The sequence below is a fragment of the Treponema vincentii genome (genome assembly GCF_018336815.1).
Lineage (GTDB): Bacteria > Spirochaetota > Spirochaetia > Treponematales > Treponemataceae > Treponema.
In genome coordinates this window covers 1,717,380-1,734,009 of the sequence record NZ_CP050497.1, presented here as the reverse complement: position 1 = coordinate 1,734,009, position 16,630 = coordinate 1,717,380, and the positions used below count along the sequence as shown (strand labels likewise).

Annotated in this window: 17 protein-coding genes and 1 pseudogene; all 18 read left to right on the top strand. The window is 46.3% G+C overall.

Annotated elements, in window-relative coordinates:
- The first annotated feature begins 3 nt into the window (after positions 1-3).
- The 18 genes and pseudogenes from GWP40_RS07755 to GWP40_RS07675 all read left to right on the top strand — a co-directional run bounded on the left by GWP40_RS07755 (position 4) and on the right by GWP40_RS07675 (position 16,616).
- Positions 4-2,133 carry a PP2C family protein-serine/threonine phosphatase gene (locus tag GWP40_RS07755; RefSeq protein WP_212564863.1) on the top strand — a complete coding sequence of 710 codons (2,130 nt, stop codon included), beginning with the start codon at positions 4-6 and terminating at the stop codon, positions 2,131-2,133.
- A gap of 12 nt (positions 2,134-2,145) precedes the next feature.
- The gene (locus tag GWP40_RS07750; RefSeq protein WP_414162740.1) at positions 2,146-2,475 is read left to right on the top strand and encodes an STAS domain-containing protein; all 330 of its coding nucleotides are present in this window, start codon (positions 2,146-2,148) and stop codon (positions 2,473-2,475) included.
- Positions 2,476-2,494: 19 nt separating this feature from the next.
- On the top strand, positions 2,495-2,884 hold the full coding sequence (locus tag GWP40_RS07745; RefSeq protein ID WP_212564862.1) for a hypothetical protein: 390 nt from the start codon (positions 2,495-2,497) through the stop codon (positions 2,882-2,884).
- Positions 2,885-2,909: 25 nt separating this feature from the next.
- Positions 2,910-3,680, top strand: coding sequence for a M15 family metallopeptidase (locus GWP40_RS07740; protein WP_212564861.1), 771 nt, complete (start codon positions 2,910-2,912; stop codon positions 3,678-3,680).
- A 61-nt stretch (positions 3,681-3,741) separates the two neighbouring features.
- Positions 3,742-5,412, top strand: a complete 1,671-nt coding sequence (locus tag GWP40_RS07735) for a CoA-disulfide reductase (protein ID WP_212564860.1) — start codon at positions 3,742-3,744, stop codon at positions 5,410-5,412.
- A 61-nt stretch (positions 5,413-5,473) separates the two neighbouring features.
- Positions 5,474-6,223 (top strand): hypothetical protein, encoded by a 750-nt coding sequence (locus tag GWP40_RS07730; protein WP_212564859.1) that lies wholly within the window; start codon positions 5,474-5,476, stop codon positions 6,221-6,223.
- A gap of 56 nt (positions 6,224-6,279) precedes the next feature.
- Positions 6,280-6,819 carry a biotin transporter BioY gene (locus GWP40_RS07725; protein WP_212564858.1) on the top strand — a complete coding sequence of 180 codons (540 nt, stop codon included), beginning with the start codon at positions 6,280-6,282 and terminating at the stop codon, positions 6,817-6,819.
- Positions 6,820-6,854: 35 nt separating this feature from the next.
- On the top strand, positions 6,855-7,643 hold the full coding sequence (locus GWP40_RS07720; protein ID WP_212564857.1) for an ABC transporter ATP-binding protein: 789 nt from the start codon (positions 6,855-6,857) through the stop codon (positions 7,641-7,643).
- Positions 7,644-7,650: 7 nt separating this feature from the next.
- Complete coding sequence (locus GWP40_RS07715) at positions 7,651-8,307, top strand: energy-coupling factor transporter transmembrane component T family protein (protein ID WP_212564856.1); 657 nt, start codon at positions 7,651-7,653, stop codon at positions 8,305-8,307.
- Between the two features lie 58 nt (positions 8,308-8,365).
- Positions 8,366-8,650 carry a CRISPR-associated endonuclease Cas2 gene (locus GWP40_RS07710; RefSeq protein WP_212564855.1) on the top strand — a complete coding sequence of 95 codons (285 nt, stop codon included), beginning with the start codon at positions 8,366-8,368 and terminating at the stop codon, positions 8,648-8,650.
- Positions 8,651-8,976: 326 nt separating this feature from the next.
- Positions 8,977-10,115: pseudogene (prfB, locus tag GWP40_RS07705) on the top strand (peptide chain release factor 2).
- Positions 10,112-11,569: a PEGA domain-containing protein gene (locus GWP40_RS07700; RefSeq protein ID WP_212564854.1), complete on the top strand. Its 1,458-nt coding sequence runs from the start codon at positions 10,112-10,114 to the stop codon at positions 11,567-11,569. The pseudogene prfB and the gene GWP40_RS07700 overlap by 4 nt, the downstream one beginning before the upstream one ends.
- 29 nt (positions 11,570-11,598) lie before the next feature.
- Positions 11,599-12,480 carry a signal recognition particle-docking protein FtsY gene (gene ftsY / locus GWP40_RS07695; protein ID WP_212564853.1) on the top strand — a complete coding sequence of 294 codons (882 nt, stop codon included), beginning with the start codon at positions 11,599-11,601 and terminating at the stop codon, positions 12,478-12,480.
- The gene (locus tag GWP40_RS07690; protein ID WP_230974334.1) at positions 12,477-13,037 is read left to right on the top strand and encodes a hypothetical protein; all 561 of its coding nucleotides are present in this window, start codon (positions 12,477-12,479) and stop codon (positions 13,035-13,037) included. Before ftsY ends, GWP40_RS07690 begins: the two co-directional genes overlap by 4 nt.
- A gap of 16 nt (positions 13,038-13,053) precedes the next feature.
- Positions 13,054-13,317 carry a hypothetical protein gene (locus GWP40_RS12835; protein WP_230974333.1) on the top strand — a complete coding sequence of 88 codons (264 nt, stop codon included), beginning with the start codon at positions 13,054-13,056 and terminating at the stop codon, positions 13,315-13,317.
- Positions 13,314-14,594, top strand: a complete 1,281-nt coding sequence (locus tag GWP40_RS07685) for an ABC transporter permease (RefSeq protein WP_212564852.1) — start codon at positions 13,314-13,316, stop codon at positions 14,592-14,594. Before GWP40_RS12835 ends, GWP40_RS07685 begins: the two co-directional genes overlap by 4 nt.
- A complete protein-coding gene (locus tag GWP40_RS07680; protein ID WP_212564851.1) occupies positions 14,587-15,267 on the top strand; it encodes an ABC transporter ATP-binding protein in 681 nt (226 codons plus the stop codon). The genes GWP40_RS07685 and GWP40_RS07680 overlap by 8 nt, the downstream gene beginning before the upstream one ends.
- Entirely contained in the window at positions 15,264-16,616 is a 1,353-nt protein-coding gene (locus tag GWP40_RS07675; protein ID WP_212564850.1) for an ABC transporter permease, read from the top strand. The genes GWP40_RS07680 and GWP40_RS07675 overlap by 4 nt, the downstream gene beginning before the upstream one ends.
- The last annotated feature ends 14 nt before the right edge of the window (positions 16,617-16,630 follow it).

Below are 16,630 nucleotides of genomic sequence, written 5' to 3'. Positions count from 1 at the left end.
TGTATGGGGTTAATTTTCTTTACATATTTTGGCGCTGTTTTACTCCTTGTAAACTCATTGTATCTTTCGTTTCATCAATCGAATCGTATTAATGTTCTGTTAAATAAGATTACGGTTCCTGCTACGCTTGTTGCACTTTGTATCGCAGTTTCCATTCATTTGGTGTTTTACGGACAGGCCGCTATACAGCGTATCGTATCCGTCGGTGCCTTTTTCTTTATGGTGCTTGCATCATATCATATCATCAATATGGCATTTATCATTTCGGAACTAAAAGCGTATAAGGTGCTTCAAAAGATTAACGTAGTATTTCATCTCGCCGGTATCGGGCTTATCGTGTTCTATGTGGGCAGGTTCCAATGGAATCCGCTGAGAGGCTTCTATTTTTTACAGCGTGATGTACTTCCGGGTATGAGCGGCGTTAGACTTTTTCAATATGTGTATGTATTTCTTACCGCTGTTATTTCAATTGCAATAGTCTTTGTAAAAATGATTTTCGTTAAAAGCAATATTCACCGTCAGCAGCTGTTTTTGCACGGACTTGCCGTCGGAGTCGGCCTCGTTATATGGATTGCGGAAAGCCATTATTTTCTGATATTTTCTTGGGCTTTTTCGTTTATACCGTTCGGGTATGTTGCTATGTTGGCGTTGGACAATGCCATATTTTCGCTGACGCGTGTTTTTGATATTAAGCAAATTCTCTTCGGTCTTATCCGGTTTATCTTTTTTACTGTTTTATTTGCCGGAGCTGCTGGTTTTGCAACAGCGCTTATTATGCAGTTTATCCCTTCGGTTGGCGGTTGGATGGCTTTAATTACGGTTTCGTGTATTATTCTTTTCTTTAGCCGAAGTTTTGTTGCCGGTAAGCTTGAATATGTCTTTGGTAAAACAGCAGACTACGAAGTAAAGTTAGATGCAGAGCTGCAAAAACTCGATTTTGGTAAAGGTCACGATACGGTGTTGGAGACTTTTCCGAGAATTATGAAACAGTATATCACCTGTAAAGGCCTCGATATTCTTGTCAGCGATGAAAATATGAATTTGCAGACGGTGTATTCGGACTTTGACCATCATAATACGATGAGCGCCAATCTCCCTTGTTTTGAATATCTGCTTAATCAAAATAATGTCGTTATCACTAAAACGGAGCTTATTGCTAATTATCTCTATGAGTCTATCAGAGGTGAGCTGCTCAATATCTTTGAAACAACACAAACCGAAATCCTTATCACTATGAGAGAGGGGCAAAAACTTATCGGCTGTATCCTTTTGGCGCCAAAAACGCATAGTGCGGAGTATACCCCGTATGACATACGTGTATTGTCCAATATGTATTCATATTTCTTTTTGGTAATTTATTACCTGAGAAATATTTCCAAGCAGGATATTACCGTTACGATCGACCGCGAGGTTGAAATGTCCGATCAAATTATCGGATCCATTCAGAACTATAAGAATACGCTTGAATCGCATGGATTTTCAATGGATTCTATTGCATATTCCGCGCACCAGCTCGGCGGTGATTTTATCGACTATATTACGCTGAACGAAAAACGGGCAATGTTCCTTATTGGGGATGTTTCAGGTAAGGGTTTAAGCGCCAGTATGTCGATGGTCATTTTAAAGTCGATTATTCATACCTATTTGCAGACAATCTCAGATTTTAAGGAATTAATAACAAAGGTAAACCGATTTATAAAGGACAATCTGCCGCGCGGAACTTTCTTTGCGGGACTTTTTGGTATTATCGACTTTCCGACTAATACGATTTATTATTTGAACTGCGGTATTCCGCTGATGTCAATGTATATCAGTTCATATAAGAACGCAATCGAAATTCAGGGGGAAGGCAGAGTTCTCGGCTTTGTAAAGAATATTGCGCCTTTCTTAAAAGTACGGAAAATCACCATGCACAAAGGAGATACGATTGTTTTTACGACTGACGGTTTGCTTGAGGCAACGAACCTAAAAGGAGACCGATTTGGCAGCGATCGTGTTGGCCGAATCCTGCAGGAAAATAACAGCGCTAACCCCTCTCAGATTGCTCGTACTATTTATAATAGCCTTCTGGATTTTATTTTACGTAAAATTGATGATGATGTTACTATATTGGTATTGAAATATAATCAATAAGATAGGAGTATAATGATGGATAACTTAACGATTACGGAAAAAACAAACGATGCGTTTGTATTGCTGACGGTAGCCGGTTCAATAAATTCATACACGTATCATGAATTTGAAACAAAAGTTTACAACCTTATTAAGGAGCGCTCAATTGTACTTGATGTATCCCGCGTTACCAATTTATCCTCATCAGGATTGGGAATCCTTATGGCTGCTTCCGAAGACGGGGAGGAGGTCGGTCATAAAATTTATATTCTGAATCCTTCAGAGGTTGTAAAGCTTGCGATTGCCTCCACCGGTTTTTCGGAAGTGTTTCCTATTATCCGCTCGCTCGACGAAGTAAAATAGGCTGATACGGTATAAGGACGTGAACCATTTACAGGTAGAAGCTGATTTAAAAAATATCGGCTTTATTGAAGAGTTTATTTCTACCTCTAAAAATATTCCCGAGAGTAAACGAGCAACAGCGCTTATTATCTCAACGGAAGTGTTTGACAATATTGCCGAACATGCCGTCTTTGCTGAAAATAAAAATATTCTATTAAGTGTATCAAATATTTTCTTTCCGCGTCTTTGTTTCTCCTACCACAGCACGAATTTTGATAATTTATTACATGCGCTCAAGAGAACAAAACCTCACTTTGATCCTGATGCAAAACGGTATCGGGGATTCGGTTTATTGATGACAAAAAACCTTGCCCGTAAAGTATGTTATCGGCAAGAGCAATCCCGCTCCTGTATTATCGTATACCTATAAACACGTCGCTTAAAAAGTCGGTATTATGAAGAAAATACTTTCTATAATGATATGTCTGTTATCGTTCTTTTGTGTAACGGCTGCTGATGCAAATATGGAAATGCAGCTTCGCAGTTTCGTATATCCTTCTGCTATTCCGGCAGAGATACGGCGCCATATCGGCAATGACGCAGGCGCCTTTTTGGCCGAGTTAAAACAGGTTTTAGCGGCGGAAAAGGAAAACCTTTTGGTGCTGGTTGATAAGCGGCATTTGTTGCCGGACGGATATACGCCGCAAAATCTTGTAACACTGACTGCCGGTCGCGCCTATATGATTAACCGAAAAGATTTATCCTTGACAAAAACGGCGGAACAAGCCTTGCAAGAGATGGCGCGTGTCGCAAAGAATGACGGCGTTACGCTGGTTGTCAGCTCCTCGTACCGTTCATACACATATCAGAAAAATTTATTTGACCGCTATGTACGGGAATCCGGCGAAAAAGAAGCTGAACGGTTTTCCGCCCGTGCGGGAACAAGCCAGCACCAGCTTGGTACGGTTGTAGACTTCGGTTCCATCTCCGATGAATTTGCACAAACACGCGCCGGTAAGTGGGTACTGCAGAACGCTTCAAAATACGGCTGGTCGCTTTCTTTTCCCAAAGGATACGAAGCGGTAACCGGCTATGTGTGGGAATCGTGGCATTACCGATATATCGGTGCGGAAGCCTGTGCTTTTCAGCAAAAATGGTTCGGCGGTATTCAGCAGTATATGCTTGAATTTATCGATGCGTGGAAAAAAACAACCGAAATGAAATAAGACGATGCCTCTAAAACTGATTGTATGTTGGGTCATCATGGAATAAACTTATGGAGGAAAAATGAAGAAATATCTTATAGTAGGCGGCGTTGCCGGAGGGGCAGGCGTTGCAGCTCGGTTACGCAGATTGGATGAAACAGCGGAGATTACCGTCTTTGAGCGGGGACAGCATATCAGCTTTGCGAACTGCGGGCTTCCCTATTATGCCGGCGGCGTTATCGAAAACCGGGATGCGCTTTTTGTGATGACGCCCGAAAAGTTTAAGGCATCGCTGAACGTTACCGCAAAGATACGGCACGAGGTAACGGCGATTAATCCTTCTTCCAAAACGGTAACGGTTAAAAATTTGGATACCGGGGCGGAAAGTACCGAAAGCTATGATACGCTGATTTTAAGCCCGGGCGCATCCCCCATTAAGCCGCCGATTCCGGGAATCAATGATGACGCCATTTACACACTGCGATCGGTCAGCGATATCGAAGCAATTAAGCAAAGAATTGATAACCCTGCGACAAAACGGATTGCCGTAATCGGCGGAGGTTTTATCGGTTTGGAAATGGCTGAAAACCTGCATCGCCGCGGCATGGAAGTTTCCATTATCGAAGCGGTCGATCAGGTGATGAATGTCATCGATTACGATATGGCGGCAATCGTGCAGGCGAACATCCGCAGCAAGGGGGTCGGTTTATACCTGAAAGATGGAGTAAAAGCCTTTGAACGGCGCAGCGCCGGTTTAGCGGTATGTTTGCAGTCGGGCAAAGAGGTGGTATGCGATGCCGTCATCCTTTCGATCGGCGTGCATCCCGATACCGCATTGGCAAAGGCTTGCAATATCGAGCTTGCGCCGAACGGGGCGATAAAGGTCAACGACTATTTTGAAACCTCTCAAAAGGATATTTACGCTATCGGCGATGCGATTTCGTTTAAGAGTCCGCTGCTCGGTACCGATGTGACGGTTCCCCTTGCAGGGCCTGCAAATAAACAGGCACGCATCTGTGCGGATAATATCGTGTACGGCAATAAAAAACCGTACTGCGGGACAATCGGTACCAGCATCGCGCGGATATTCGATTATACTGCCGCTGCAACGGGATTGGGAGAGAAAGCGTTGGATAGGGCAGGGCTTCCCTATAAGCAGGCGGTAACCCATGCCGCTCATCATGCAGGGTATTATCCCAACGCATCCATGTTATCGATTAAAATTCTGTATAATCCTGAAAACGGTCGGCTCTGGGGTGCACAGGCAGTCGGTGCGGAAGGCGCGGATAAGAGAATCGATGTTCTAGCCGCCTATATCAAAAAGAACGGCACGATTTCCGACTTGGCAGAATTTGAGCACGCGTATGCGCCGCCGTTTAACTCCGCAAAGGATCCCATAAATATGCTCGGATTTATTGCGGAAAATGACCGTGATGGTTTAACAACGATTATTTCATGGCGGGATGTCTCTAAATATGCGGAACAGGGGTCATTCTTCCTTGATGCACGGACTCCGGAGGAATTTAGCTGCGGCGCCATTCCGGGAGCGGTCAATATACCGCATACTGCATTGCGTGGTAGATTAAACGAAGTACCGAAAGACCGGCCGATTGTTATTAACTGCGGGTCGGGTTTGCGGGGATATATAGCTGAGCGGATTTTGCGGCAGAACGGATATACAAGTACGGTGAACCTTTCGGGCGGTTTTATGACATATAGCGCAGTCCATAACGAGCTGTCCCGTTTGCCGTGAAATTTGATATTTAGTGATTTGATGATTTGACGAAATCGGTTTTTACCTATAGAATAGAGATATGAAAATACTCCATCGATATTTATTTTTAGCTTTTATAATAGGTGTATCGGTCGGCTGTTCTGCCGCACCGCCTTCCGTTAAAGAGGAACCTGCTCAATCCGAGGCAGTTACGGCTCCGGCACCTGAACCGGTCAAAGAACCGGAAGTACCGATAAAGCAGGAAACCGTTAAACCTACGGTTTCGGTTAAGCCGAAGCCGCCGGTTAAAACAAAGACACCGCCCGTGAAGGTAGAAGAATCTCCTGCAAAGGTTGAGGAACCGCCAGCAAAGCCGGAACCGGTTGTTGCAAAAAAAGAACCTGCCGCCAAAGTTAAGCCCGAGTCTGTCGAAGAAAAAAATACTGTCATCGCTGAGTTTGAAGGAGTTACGATTACAAAAGAAACGTACGATCAAACAAAAACGGAGATGGAAAAGATCGTCGAGAAGCTTAACCGGATTACTGCTTCAAAGGATTATAGTCAATGGCTTACATTCTTATCGGAAGACTATAAGCGACAGTATTCTCAGGCTTTGACGCTTCAAAAAGTTTCCGAAGCGCTGCCGGTTAAGGGGATAAAACTTAAATCTTTGAAGGATTACTTTACCTACGTCTTCGTTCCTTCGCGTCAGAATGTACGGGTAGACGATATAAAGTTTGTTTCACCGACACGGGTCAATGTTATTATGAAGCAGGCGAATGTTTCTTTGCTCGTCTACGGCTTGGAAAATATTGACGGTACTTGGAAGCTGATTCCGTCGAAACTATAGTGCATCTCTAAAAAATTCATCAAATTTTTAGAGGTTTTCAAAGGGTATATACGAAAATGCGTAAAAGTATTATTTCTGCGGTTTTTGCCGCGTTGATTTGTGCGGGATGGATGATGGCTATTCCCGTTGGACCTATCCCGATTGTACTGCAAAACGCGCTTGCAGTGCTTGCCGGATTACTGTTGGGACCGCTGTTTGGTGGTCTTTCGGTGCTGCTCTTTCTGGTTGCCGGAGCTGTCGGTTTGCCTGTCTTTTCGGGTGGAAACGGAGGTTTTGCCGTATTTGCAGGACCAACCGGCGGATTTTTAGTCGGGTATCTTGCCGCAGCGGTTGTCGGCGGTTTTATTATGAAACTTTACAGAGAGGAACAGCGGTGGACGCTCGCCTGCGGCATCATTGCGCTTGCAGGGCTTTTAAGCTTTCTTTCAATCTATGTATTCGGTCTTTTGTGGTTTAAGCACGTACTGAGTCTTAGCTGGCAGCATACTTTTATGAAAGGGTTTGTGCCGTTTATCCTACCCGATCTGATTAAGCTGGTTGTTGTTGTTCCCATTACGCTCAAATTGCAGCCGATTATACGGCGCTATACGGAATAACGCTTGCTTCTATCAATGCGCCGAGTGCTATACCAATGTCATCTGCCTCAGACCGATATGAATTGCTCAAACTCACCGATGTAACCAAATCTTTTGCCGGATGTGAACAGCCGGTACTGAACGGTATATCTTTCTCGGTGTATGACGGCGACTGTATTGTCGTATCCGGACCTAATGGATCGGGTAAAACCGTGTTGATGACGCTTATCGCTGGGCTGGAAATGACGTCTGCCGGTTCGATAGTCCGTAGTGGGAAAGACGGCTGTGAGCTGCGTATCGGGCTGGTGTTTCAGGAAGCCGACGCTCAAATCCTCGGCGATACCGTCGAGGAGGATGCGCTTTTCGGTATGCGGGACAGCAAGCTGTCGAAAGAAGTTATTGCGCAGCGGTTGGAAGCGGTACTGAGGCAATTGGGCTTGTACGAAAAGCGCCGTTCGCCCGCCCGCAGTTTGTCAGGGGGCGAAAAGCGGCGGCTTGCAGTTGCCGGTATCCTGATGATGGAAGCCGATGTCATCATCTTTGACGAACCTTTTGCCAACCTCGATTATACAGGGGTGGTGCAGGTAACGGCAATGATAGAGCAGCTGCAGCGTGACGGAAAAACGATTATGGTACTTACCCACGAGCTGGAAAAAGTGTTGGCGCTTGCGAACCGGCTCATCATTTTGCACAAGGGAAATCTTGTTTATAATGCGGAACCCGAACCTGCACTCCATAGCGGTATCCTTGAACAATACGGCATACGGAATCCGCTCTGCTCATACCGTGTATTTGCCGACCTTGTATGGAAAATTGGTGAGCGAAGCTCACCGGTGCTCATATAGATGACCGATGACCGTCGATAAAAACAGTTTTTTATTTCAATATACGGCTCGAAATACGGTGATTCACCGTCTCCCGGCAGGGGTAAAGTTTTGCTTATTATGTCTCTCTTCCTTTGCCCTGTACGGCGCTCCCCAAGCGGCGCTTGCCGTATATGCGGTATGTCTTGTTTTTATCGCTCTCTGTGCAAAAATATCACTGGTGGCGATAAAGAGAAATTGCCGGTTCTTGTGTATATACGCAGTGTGTATCTTCCTTATCAAAATAATCGGGATGCCGCTGACGGCAGATATGTTTAAAGCTACGGCAACGGAAACGCTGTTTTTTATGCAAAAACTTGCGCTTATCTTATTTACCGCCTCGATATTTTACGAAACTACCTCAAAGCTGGAAATTTTTATGCTTTGTGAAAAAATCGAACGATTCTTTTGCGGAAAGAAATACACCGGCGCTTTTTCGACACTCTTTACCATCACATTGATGTGCGTTCCCCGTGTATTCGAAGTATGGGCGCAGTTAAACTATGCCTATGATGCGCGTACTCACCGGCGGCGTGATTTCATAAGCGCCTGCCGTCGTTTTGCTTCTCTATTGCCGGCACTTATCGAAAACCTCTTACGCTTTGCCGTTACCGTCGAAAAAGCCCTCAAAAACCGCCGGGTATGAAGTTTCTCCTGCAGCCCTTTGACAATAGAGCCTTGTTTGTTATATTCTATACCTTAATATGTTTGTATCGGTAATGATAGATCCGGGCGGAGAGGAATCCGCCGCCCATCTTTCTGAATTATTGACTTTTTACGGATTTGAACGGGTGCAGCGGGCGTGTTGGGAATCAACTACGCTTAGTGAGAAACAGTTGGTCGCTCTTAAACGTGAAATTGATCGGGTAACCGATTATTATGATGTTATCCGCATGTATCAGTATCCCGTCGAGGGCGTATTAGCGATTTCCACGCTTGCTAAAAAGAAGTGGCGGAAAATCTTAATCCGTCCACCTAAGAAAGTCTAAGCTTCTTATGGAATATATGGGAGATACGCTAAAAAGTGCCGTCTAAAATTATGTCGCCTCATCAACCGATGTACTTCCGTGTACATCGGTTGATGGCGAATTTTGGCAACGCCAAAATATCGCTTCTGTTATAACCACCGCCCTCCGTGGCGGTAAAGTTTGCGGGGCAAACTTGTTGATTTACGTGTGTGCGTAGCGCACACGGCTAAAAACTTTTTTCGGATGTTGATTCGCAGTCCGCTTAAGCGGACAAGTTAATGAATTTCTTTGTAGAACAGAGCCGAAGGCTCTGAAACATCCTGCAAAAGTTTTTATAGGAGATGATGATGTTATTGGAAGAATATAAACCGCAGATTGCAGCGCTTAAAGCCGATGTCGACGAAATTTGGAGGCGTCTTTGACTCCGAAGCGGTAAAAAAAACGGATTGCAGAAAAAGAAGCCGTTGCGGGAGCTGAAGGCTTTTGGAACGATCCTAAAAGTGCCGAAAAACTCTTGTCGGAAATTAAAAAACTGAAAAGCCGTATCGAGCCGTGGGAAACGCTCATCGCCGATATAGAAGATTTGCAGACGCTCTATGAGCTCACCCAAGAGGCAGGGGAGGATGATAACACAGATTCCATTCAAGAAATCGATACATCGCTTACAAACCTCAAAGATCGATTCGAGAAACTCAATACGCTAGCGCTCCTTTCCGACGAGGTTGACGGGAGCGATGCCTTTTTGACCGTTCATGCAGGAGCCGGCGGTACCGAAGCCTGCGATTGGGCGCGGATGCTGACCCGTATGTATCTCCGCTGGGCGGAGCGTCGCGGTTTTTCCGTTGAAACGCTCGACGAACTGGAAGCCGATGAGGGGTTAAAATCCATTACCCTACAGATACGCGGCGACTATGTTTACGGCCTTTTAAAGGCTGAAACCGGTGTGCACCGGCTTATCCGAATTAGCCCGTTTGATGCGAATGCCCGCAGGCATACCTCTTTTTCTTCCGTCTATGTGTTTCCCGTGTTGGACGATACCATCGAGGTAAATATCAGACCGGAAGACTTACGGGTAGATACCTACCGCGCAGGCGGGGCGGGCGGTCAGCATATCAATAAAACAGATTCGGCAGTACGGCTGACACACCTGCCTACCGGTATTGTCGTTGCGTGCCAAAACGAACGCAGCCAAATTTCCAATCGGGCAACGGCGATGAGTATGCTCAAAGCGCGGCTTTACGAATACTACCGCAACGAAAAAGAAAAAGAGAACGCGAAATTCGCCGCCGAGAAAAAAGGCATTTCGTGGGGAAATCAGATCAGATCATATATCTTTCAGCCCTATACAATGGTAAAGGATCATCGTACAAAACATGAAACAGGCAATATCCAAGCTGTTATGGACGGCGATATAGACGGCTTTATCGAAGACTTTTTGAAAAAACAATGGGCGAATCAGCTGATGTATGAGGACAGTCCGGAATGAAAATAAAACGGCTGTGCGTCGCTCTGATTGTGATGGTAACTGCACTATACGGTATTGCGCAAACAAAAGATGAACTTCCCACATGGTCGATTACGGCATCAAAATTTACGCTTACCGATGTACCTGAATTGTATGCATCGTACTCGACCGCATTACCCGCAATGCTCAACCTTTTTTGTGCAGTACCCGCAAGCAGGCTCGTAACACCCGAAGAAAAAAGAGCGCGGCAGCTTGTCGATTATGCGGCAAAAAAACTTGCGCTTATCAAGGAACGGTCATCATTAATTGCAGAACGGGATTCGCTGTACCTTGCGGTAATGTCCGAAAAGGAGAAGCAGAAACAGACAGCCGCGTTCAGTAAAAAAATAACCGCGAAGGAAACCGATATTCAAAAAGCTCAAGTGAAAATCGACGAATTACTGAACGATACCTCCTTTACCGCTGAAACGCTCCCCGTTATGATATGGAAGGACGGCCAACAGGTGTTTGAGCTCCCCGAATATGCAAATGTTCCGCAAGTATTGAAGACTGAAAATATCTCCGCGGTTATTGATGGCTCGATACAGGATTTGGCAGGCTATATGTATGTGTCCGTTGTATTGACGACCGGTTTGCCGGGTATGCCCGACTACCGGTTCAGCGAAGCGGGGCCGTATCAGTCAATCGAAACAATTGCCCGTTCGTTAGCGGCGCAAATTATGACGGCGGTAAAAAATACCCAACCTGCACAGGTTTTGCTTACTGTCGAACCGGAAGATGCGGAAGTGTATTTGGACAGCGAAGCACTGGAAACGGGAAAAAAGTCTATTTATATGTATGCAGGAAGTCATCGACTTGAAGCGCTTGCTGCCGGTTACGATTCAGCCGGTAAGACTATCGAGGCTCAAGCAGGGCAAAATTATTTGCTGAATATAAAATTAAAAAAAGAACAAACGATTTCCGTCGGATTTCAGTTTATAAAACCTGATGCGGATGTGTTTTTACATACACAGTATTTTGCCGGGACGCCGTTTGAAGCTGATATTCCGGAAGGTAAAAATACTGCTATCAGTTTTTCGTATAAAGATGTAAAAACCTATATTGTACTTCGACCTAATAATTTTATGCAGCAAGGGCAGACGACCTATCAACTGCAAGCTACGCTCAATAAAGAAAAGACCAAGACATTGATTGATAGGCGGAGAAATGTCCTGTACTGGTCGCTCGGAGCCTTTTATGTGTCGCTTCCTATTTTTATGATTTTGCAGGGGCTTACTGCAGATATGGCTTCTGCCGCTGCGGATTCCCGTTTGAGGGTTAATGCAGCGGTACAGAATAAATATCGTGCGTTGTTTATAAGCACTGCAGTTATGCAGGGAATAACAATCGGTTTAGGTATTAACTATGTGATACAGCTTGGACTGTATCTGTACGCCGCTGATCAGAGTATTCCAAAAGAGGCGCGTAAGTTATAACGGGATAAGTGGGATTATTGGAGAAAAATATGGCTAAAAGAAGTTTTTCCGAAGGCTTAAAGAAGCTGTTCGGCATTCATTCCCAATTGGATGATTCTTTTTTTGAAAGCGTCACCGATACATTGGTGGAAGGCGATATCGGCGCTCAATTTGCATTTGAAATTGAAGACCGGCTCCGCGCGGAATGCAAAAAACGGAAGGTCGAGCAGCAGGAGCAGGTATTACAGGTTTTATATGATATTTTACGTCCTTTTTTGCCGGTTGCTTCTTTTATGCCGGAGAAAGATAAGACCTCGGTGTATTTACTGCTGGGGGTAAATGGAGTGGGAAAGACGACGACGGCTGCAAAGCTCGCTCAGTATTATAAGTCCCGCTTTGAAGCGCCGATTATCCTTGCCGCTGCGGATACCTTTAGGGCAGCCGCAATAGAGCAGCTTGAATATCACGGAAAACAGCTTGATGTTCGGGTTATTGCGCATCAGTACGGCGGGGATCCGGGGGCGGTTATCTTTGATGCGGCTCAGGCAGCGCGGGCGCAAGGAGGCGGGCTTGTTATCGCCGATACCGCCGGACGTCTCCACAATAAGGAAAACCTTGTACGGGAATTGCAAAAGATCAATAGAATTGCAGAATCAAAAACCGATGAGGGATGTTATAAAAAAATACTCGTACTCGATGTAACGGCAGGGCAAAGCGGCTTTAGGCAAGCTGAGGTTTTTCACGAGGCAGTCGGTGTCGATGCGGTCATTCTGACAAAATACGATTCGACGGCAAAGGGCGGTATCGCGCTCAGTGTAGGACGGCAGTTGAATCTACCGGTTATTTTTACCGGTACCGGCGAAAAATACGGAGACTTTGCCCCATTCAATGCCGACACCTATCTGCGGGAATTTATCGGTATGTCGGTATGAAACGTTTCGTTTTCTGCCTTTTCATTTTAGCGGTTGCGTTTTGTCAATCGCCGCTCGGTATTGCCGATGGGTTCGAATCAACGGAGATCGGGGCAATACCGGAGATTCCGGCAGACATCACTCCGGATGATGTTCAGACAGATACAGTCCCGACAGATACAGCGCCGACAGATACAGTCCCGACAGATACAGTCCCGACAGATACAGCGCCGGCAGATACAGCGTCGGCAGATACTACCCAAACAGAGAAGGCTTCTACTGAGACTGCAAAGGATAGCGAAACCGCTGCGTCAGCGGTAGAAGCCGGAAAAGAGGACGGAAGCGGCGAATATGCCGATGTAACTTTTGCCTCAATCCATAGCAAGGGATTAGCCGTTGCGGATGGAAACAAATGGTACTATGAAACTTTTGACCGGCAGGGACGGTCTGCTTTTGGGGTACTCTACGAAGACGGCGCTGCGATTGAAAAAAACGGTGTGGACATATCATGGCGCTGCCCGTTATCCCGAGCAGAAAAAAATACTTCGCAAGGATGCCTCGGAAGTTATTCGCTATAACGAGAAAGGAAAAGAGTTGACTATCGAGCGGTACGAAGGGAAAAACTTGATATCCAAGACGGAAAATACCTATAACGATTCCGATAAACTGATTGAACAGACAATTACCGCGGGAAAAAATAGCGACAGGTCGGTTTGGGAATTTGCCGGAGATAAGGCTGTTACTCAAACCAAATACCGTGACGGGAAGAAAACCGCCTTTATCGAGCTTGGCAGTACGCCGCATATTGTGCACCTCTATGTCGATGATAAAGAAGTGTATGTAGGAGAGGAGCAATGAAGCGTACCGACCTTGCATGGATTTTTTTTGTATTACGGCGGTTTAATGCCGCAGATACCAAGGGGCGTTCGGCAATTACCGGAATCCTTTCCGTACTTGGTATCGCCTTCGGGGTTACGGTGCTTATCGTAATACTTGCCGTGATGAACGGTTTTCAGCGCAGCTTTATCGATACCATTTTGCAGGTAAGTTCGGCGCACGTGCAGCTGTACGGATCCGGAGCGGCGCTTGAGAAGGCGCGTGCTGCGGGCGGGTTCCAGTCTTTTTATATGTTTTCGGAAACACAAACGATAATGCAGGGAAACTACGGCAGGCAGCAACCCGCTATACTGCGTGCCGTGCCTGAGACAATCTTAAGCGATGACCGCGGCTTTGCCGGTGCCATAACGATGATGGAAGGCTCTTTTGACCTCAGCGCGCCGCATTCCGTTGTGCTCGGATATGAACTTGCCCGTATGCTTTCTGTTTCTGCAGGGGATAGTATTTCACTCCTCGCGCTTTCGGGCACTGCGGATACCGATATCTTTCCTGAGGATGCGGAGTGTAGAATCGCCGGTTTAATGAAGACCGGCTATTATGAAATCGACGCTAGTTTTGCCTTTATGTCGATGGAGACCGGCGAGATGCTCTGCGGTAAACAACAGGAGCTATCCGCCGCAGTAAAGCTTCAAAACTCGGAGACCGACGGGGTATATATAGCCCGCATTTCCGCCGTCATACCCGAACTGAGAGCCGAATCATGGCGCACCTATAATCAGGCATTTTTCGGAGCCTTGCGTATCGAAAAAAATACGATGTTTATGCTCGTATTTTTAATCTTTGTGGTGGTTACGGTGAATATTTACAACGGAATGCGGCGTTCTATCTATGAGCGGCGGGAGGAAATTTCGGTGCTTGCCTCGTTGGGGGCTAAAAAAGAGCATATCCAAGCGCTCTTCATCGCAAACGGTTTTACAATCGGGCTTTTGGGCGCTTTCATTGGTTTGCTGTTGGGTTTGCTGCTTTCCGCAGACATCAATCGGGTGTTTTTACTGGCTGAATATCTGGTAAATGCCGTCATTGAAGCGGCAAATATTTTGCTGGAGCACACATTTTTTACCGGCTTTAGTATTTTCAGTCCTAAATATTTTTACATCGATTCGGTGCCTGTGCGTATTTTCTTCGACGAAGTCTTTTTAGTGTTCTTATTCGGTGTCTTTTCCGCGAGTTTTGCCGCTTCAATTGCAGCCCGAAAAATTCTTACCCTTAAACCTGCGGAGGTACTGCGCTATGAATAAACCGATTTTGGCGCTGACAAATGTTTCAAAAACCTTTCAGTCGGAGGCGGATTCAATCCGTATTTTACATAACTTAGATCTGATAATCGAGCAACCGGCAAAAATTGCCGTAGTAGGGGAGTCCGGCTGCGGGAAAAGCACTTTTTTGAATATTGTCGGCGGCTTGGAACAGGCTGATTCGGGGGAGATTATTGCAGGCGGATACGAACTGCACCGGCTCAATGAAAGCGGATTGACGGACTATCGCCGCTTTTACCTCGGCTTTATCTTTCAGTTTCACTATTTGTTGAAAGACTTTACGGCTATCGAAAATGTGATGCTTCCTGCGCTCATCGCAGGTATGCCAAAAAAAAAGGTAAAAGAGAAAGCTGCTGCACTTTTACAGGATGTCAAGTTGGAGACACGGCTTAATCATTTTCCCGCACAGCTATCCGGCGGAGAGCGGCAGCGGGCGGCGGTTGCCCGTGCACTTATCAACGATCCGTCACTTATTTTGGCTGATGAGCCGACCGGCAACCTCGACCCCGCAAATGCGCACGGGGTGCAGGAGCTGCTTTTTTCGATAGCTGATAAACATCATAAAACACTTATCATCGTGACGCATGATCAGGGAATTGCCGCCGATACCGATCTATGCTACCGGCTTGAGCAAGGGAAGTTGCAGCTTTTATGAATTTTTTATTGGCATGGAAGCTTGCGCTGCGGTATCTGGGACTGAATGCGGGAAAGACAGTTTCAAACGCACGGAAAAGTTTAATCGGCGCTGTCTGGGGCATCGGTATCAGCATCATTCCGTTGGTTATTGTGCTCGTTGTGTCTGACGGAATGATCAAGGGGATTACCTCCCGTATGATTGAACTGGGGAGCGGACACATACAGGTGCTCGACCTGCGCCCGACGCCGCGGAATGCACAGACAGCCGATGAGCGGAAGCAAAGCATCCAAGAAGTTTTTAATTCAATCCGCATGACTGCACAGTCGGCGCTCACCGGTTCTCGGCGGCAACAGGAAGGTACGGGGTTACTCATCGGCAAGACCGGCCGCAGCGGAGGCACAATACGGGCAATAGAGACGGGCTATTTTACCGAAAATCCGGCGGCACGGAACCTGTTAACGGTGGTAGACGGCAGTCTTGAATTTGACGGCGCCCGCTCCATCCTGCTCGGCAAAAAGATTGCGGAGAAAACCGGTCTTAAAGTCGGAGACAGCTGCTCGCTGCTTACGCTGCTGCCGCAGTATTCAGGCAATCAGACAAAGCCGAAACTTACTCGTTTTAAGGTTGTCGGCATTCTTTCCTCCGGTTATCAGGAATTGGATGCACTGTGGATCTTTATCCCGTTGGAGTCTGCCGATGCAGTATTGTCGCCGCAATCTTCGCTGAGCGCTCTTGTTGTCAGTATTGCAGATCCTTTTAACGACGTCTTGCTTGCGGAAGCAAAAGACGCCATTCGGCAACTGTTACCGGCGGGATTTTCGGTGTATACGTGGCAGGATTTAAACCGTTCTCAATTTTATTCATTTCAGACTTCAAAGAATCTTTTGATGTTCATTATGTTTTTGATTCTTCTTGCTGCCTCGGTCAATGTTTCGTCGGCAATGGTAATGCTCATCATGGAGCGGCGGAAGGAAATTGCAATTCTTAAAGCGACCGGAGCGCATCCGTTTTTTATCACCCTGTCGTTTTTACTCGCAGGTCTCTTTACGGGAGCAGCAGGACTCTGTATCGGCTTAACCGGTGGGATACTGGCGGCTTTACACATCAACGAGCTGTTTGTCGCTTTTGAGCACGCAATCAATATAGGGCAGACCGCGTTCTATTATATGCTGGGAAAAACGGGCAGCCCCGAAACCATCCGCCTCTTAGCGCCCGAATACTATTTGGAGTATATCCCCATATCCCTCAATGCTACCGAGCTTTATATAATCGCCGCCGGAACGCTTATTCTGTCGGTAATTGTCTGCTTGCTGCCTGCCGTGTATGCAGGTAAAGAAAAGCCCTTGGACAGTATGCGGAAGGTATAGGCGAACGGAGCTGT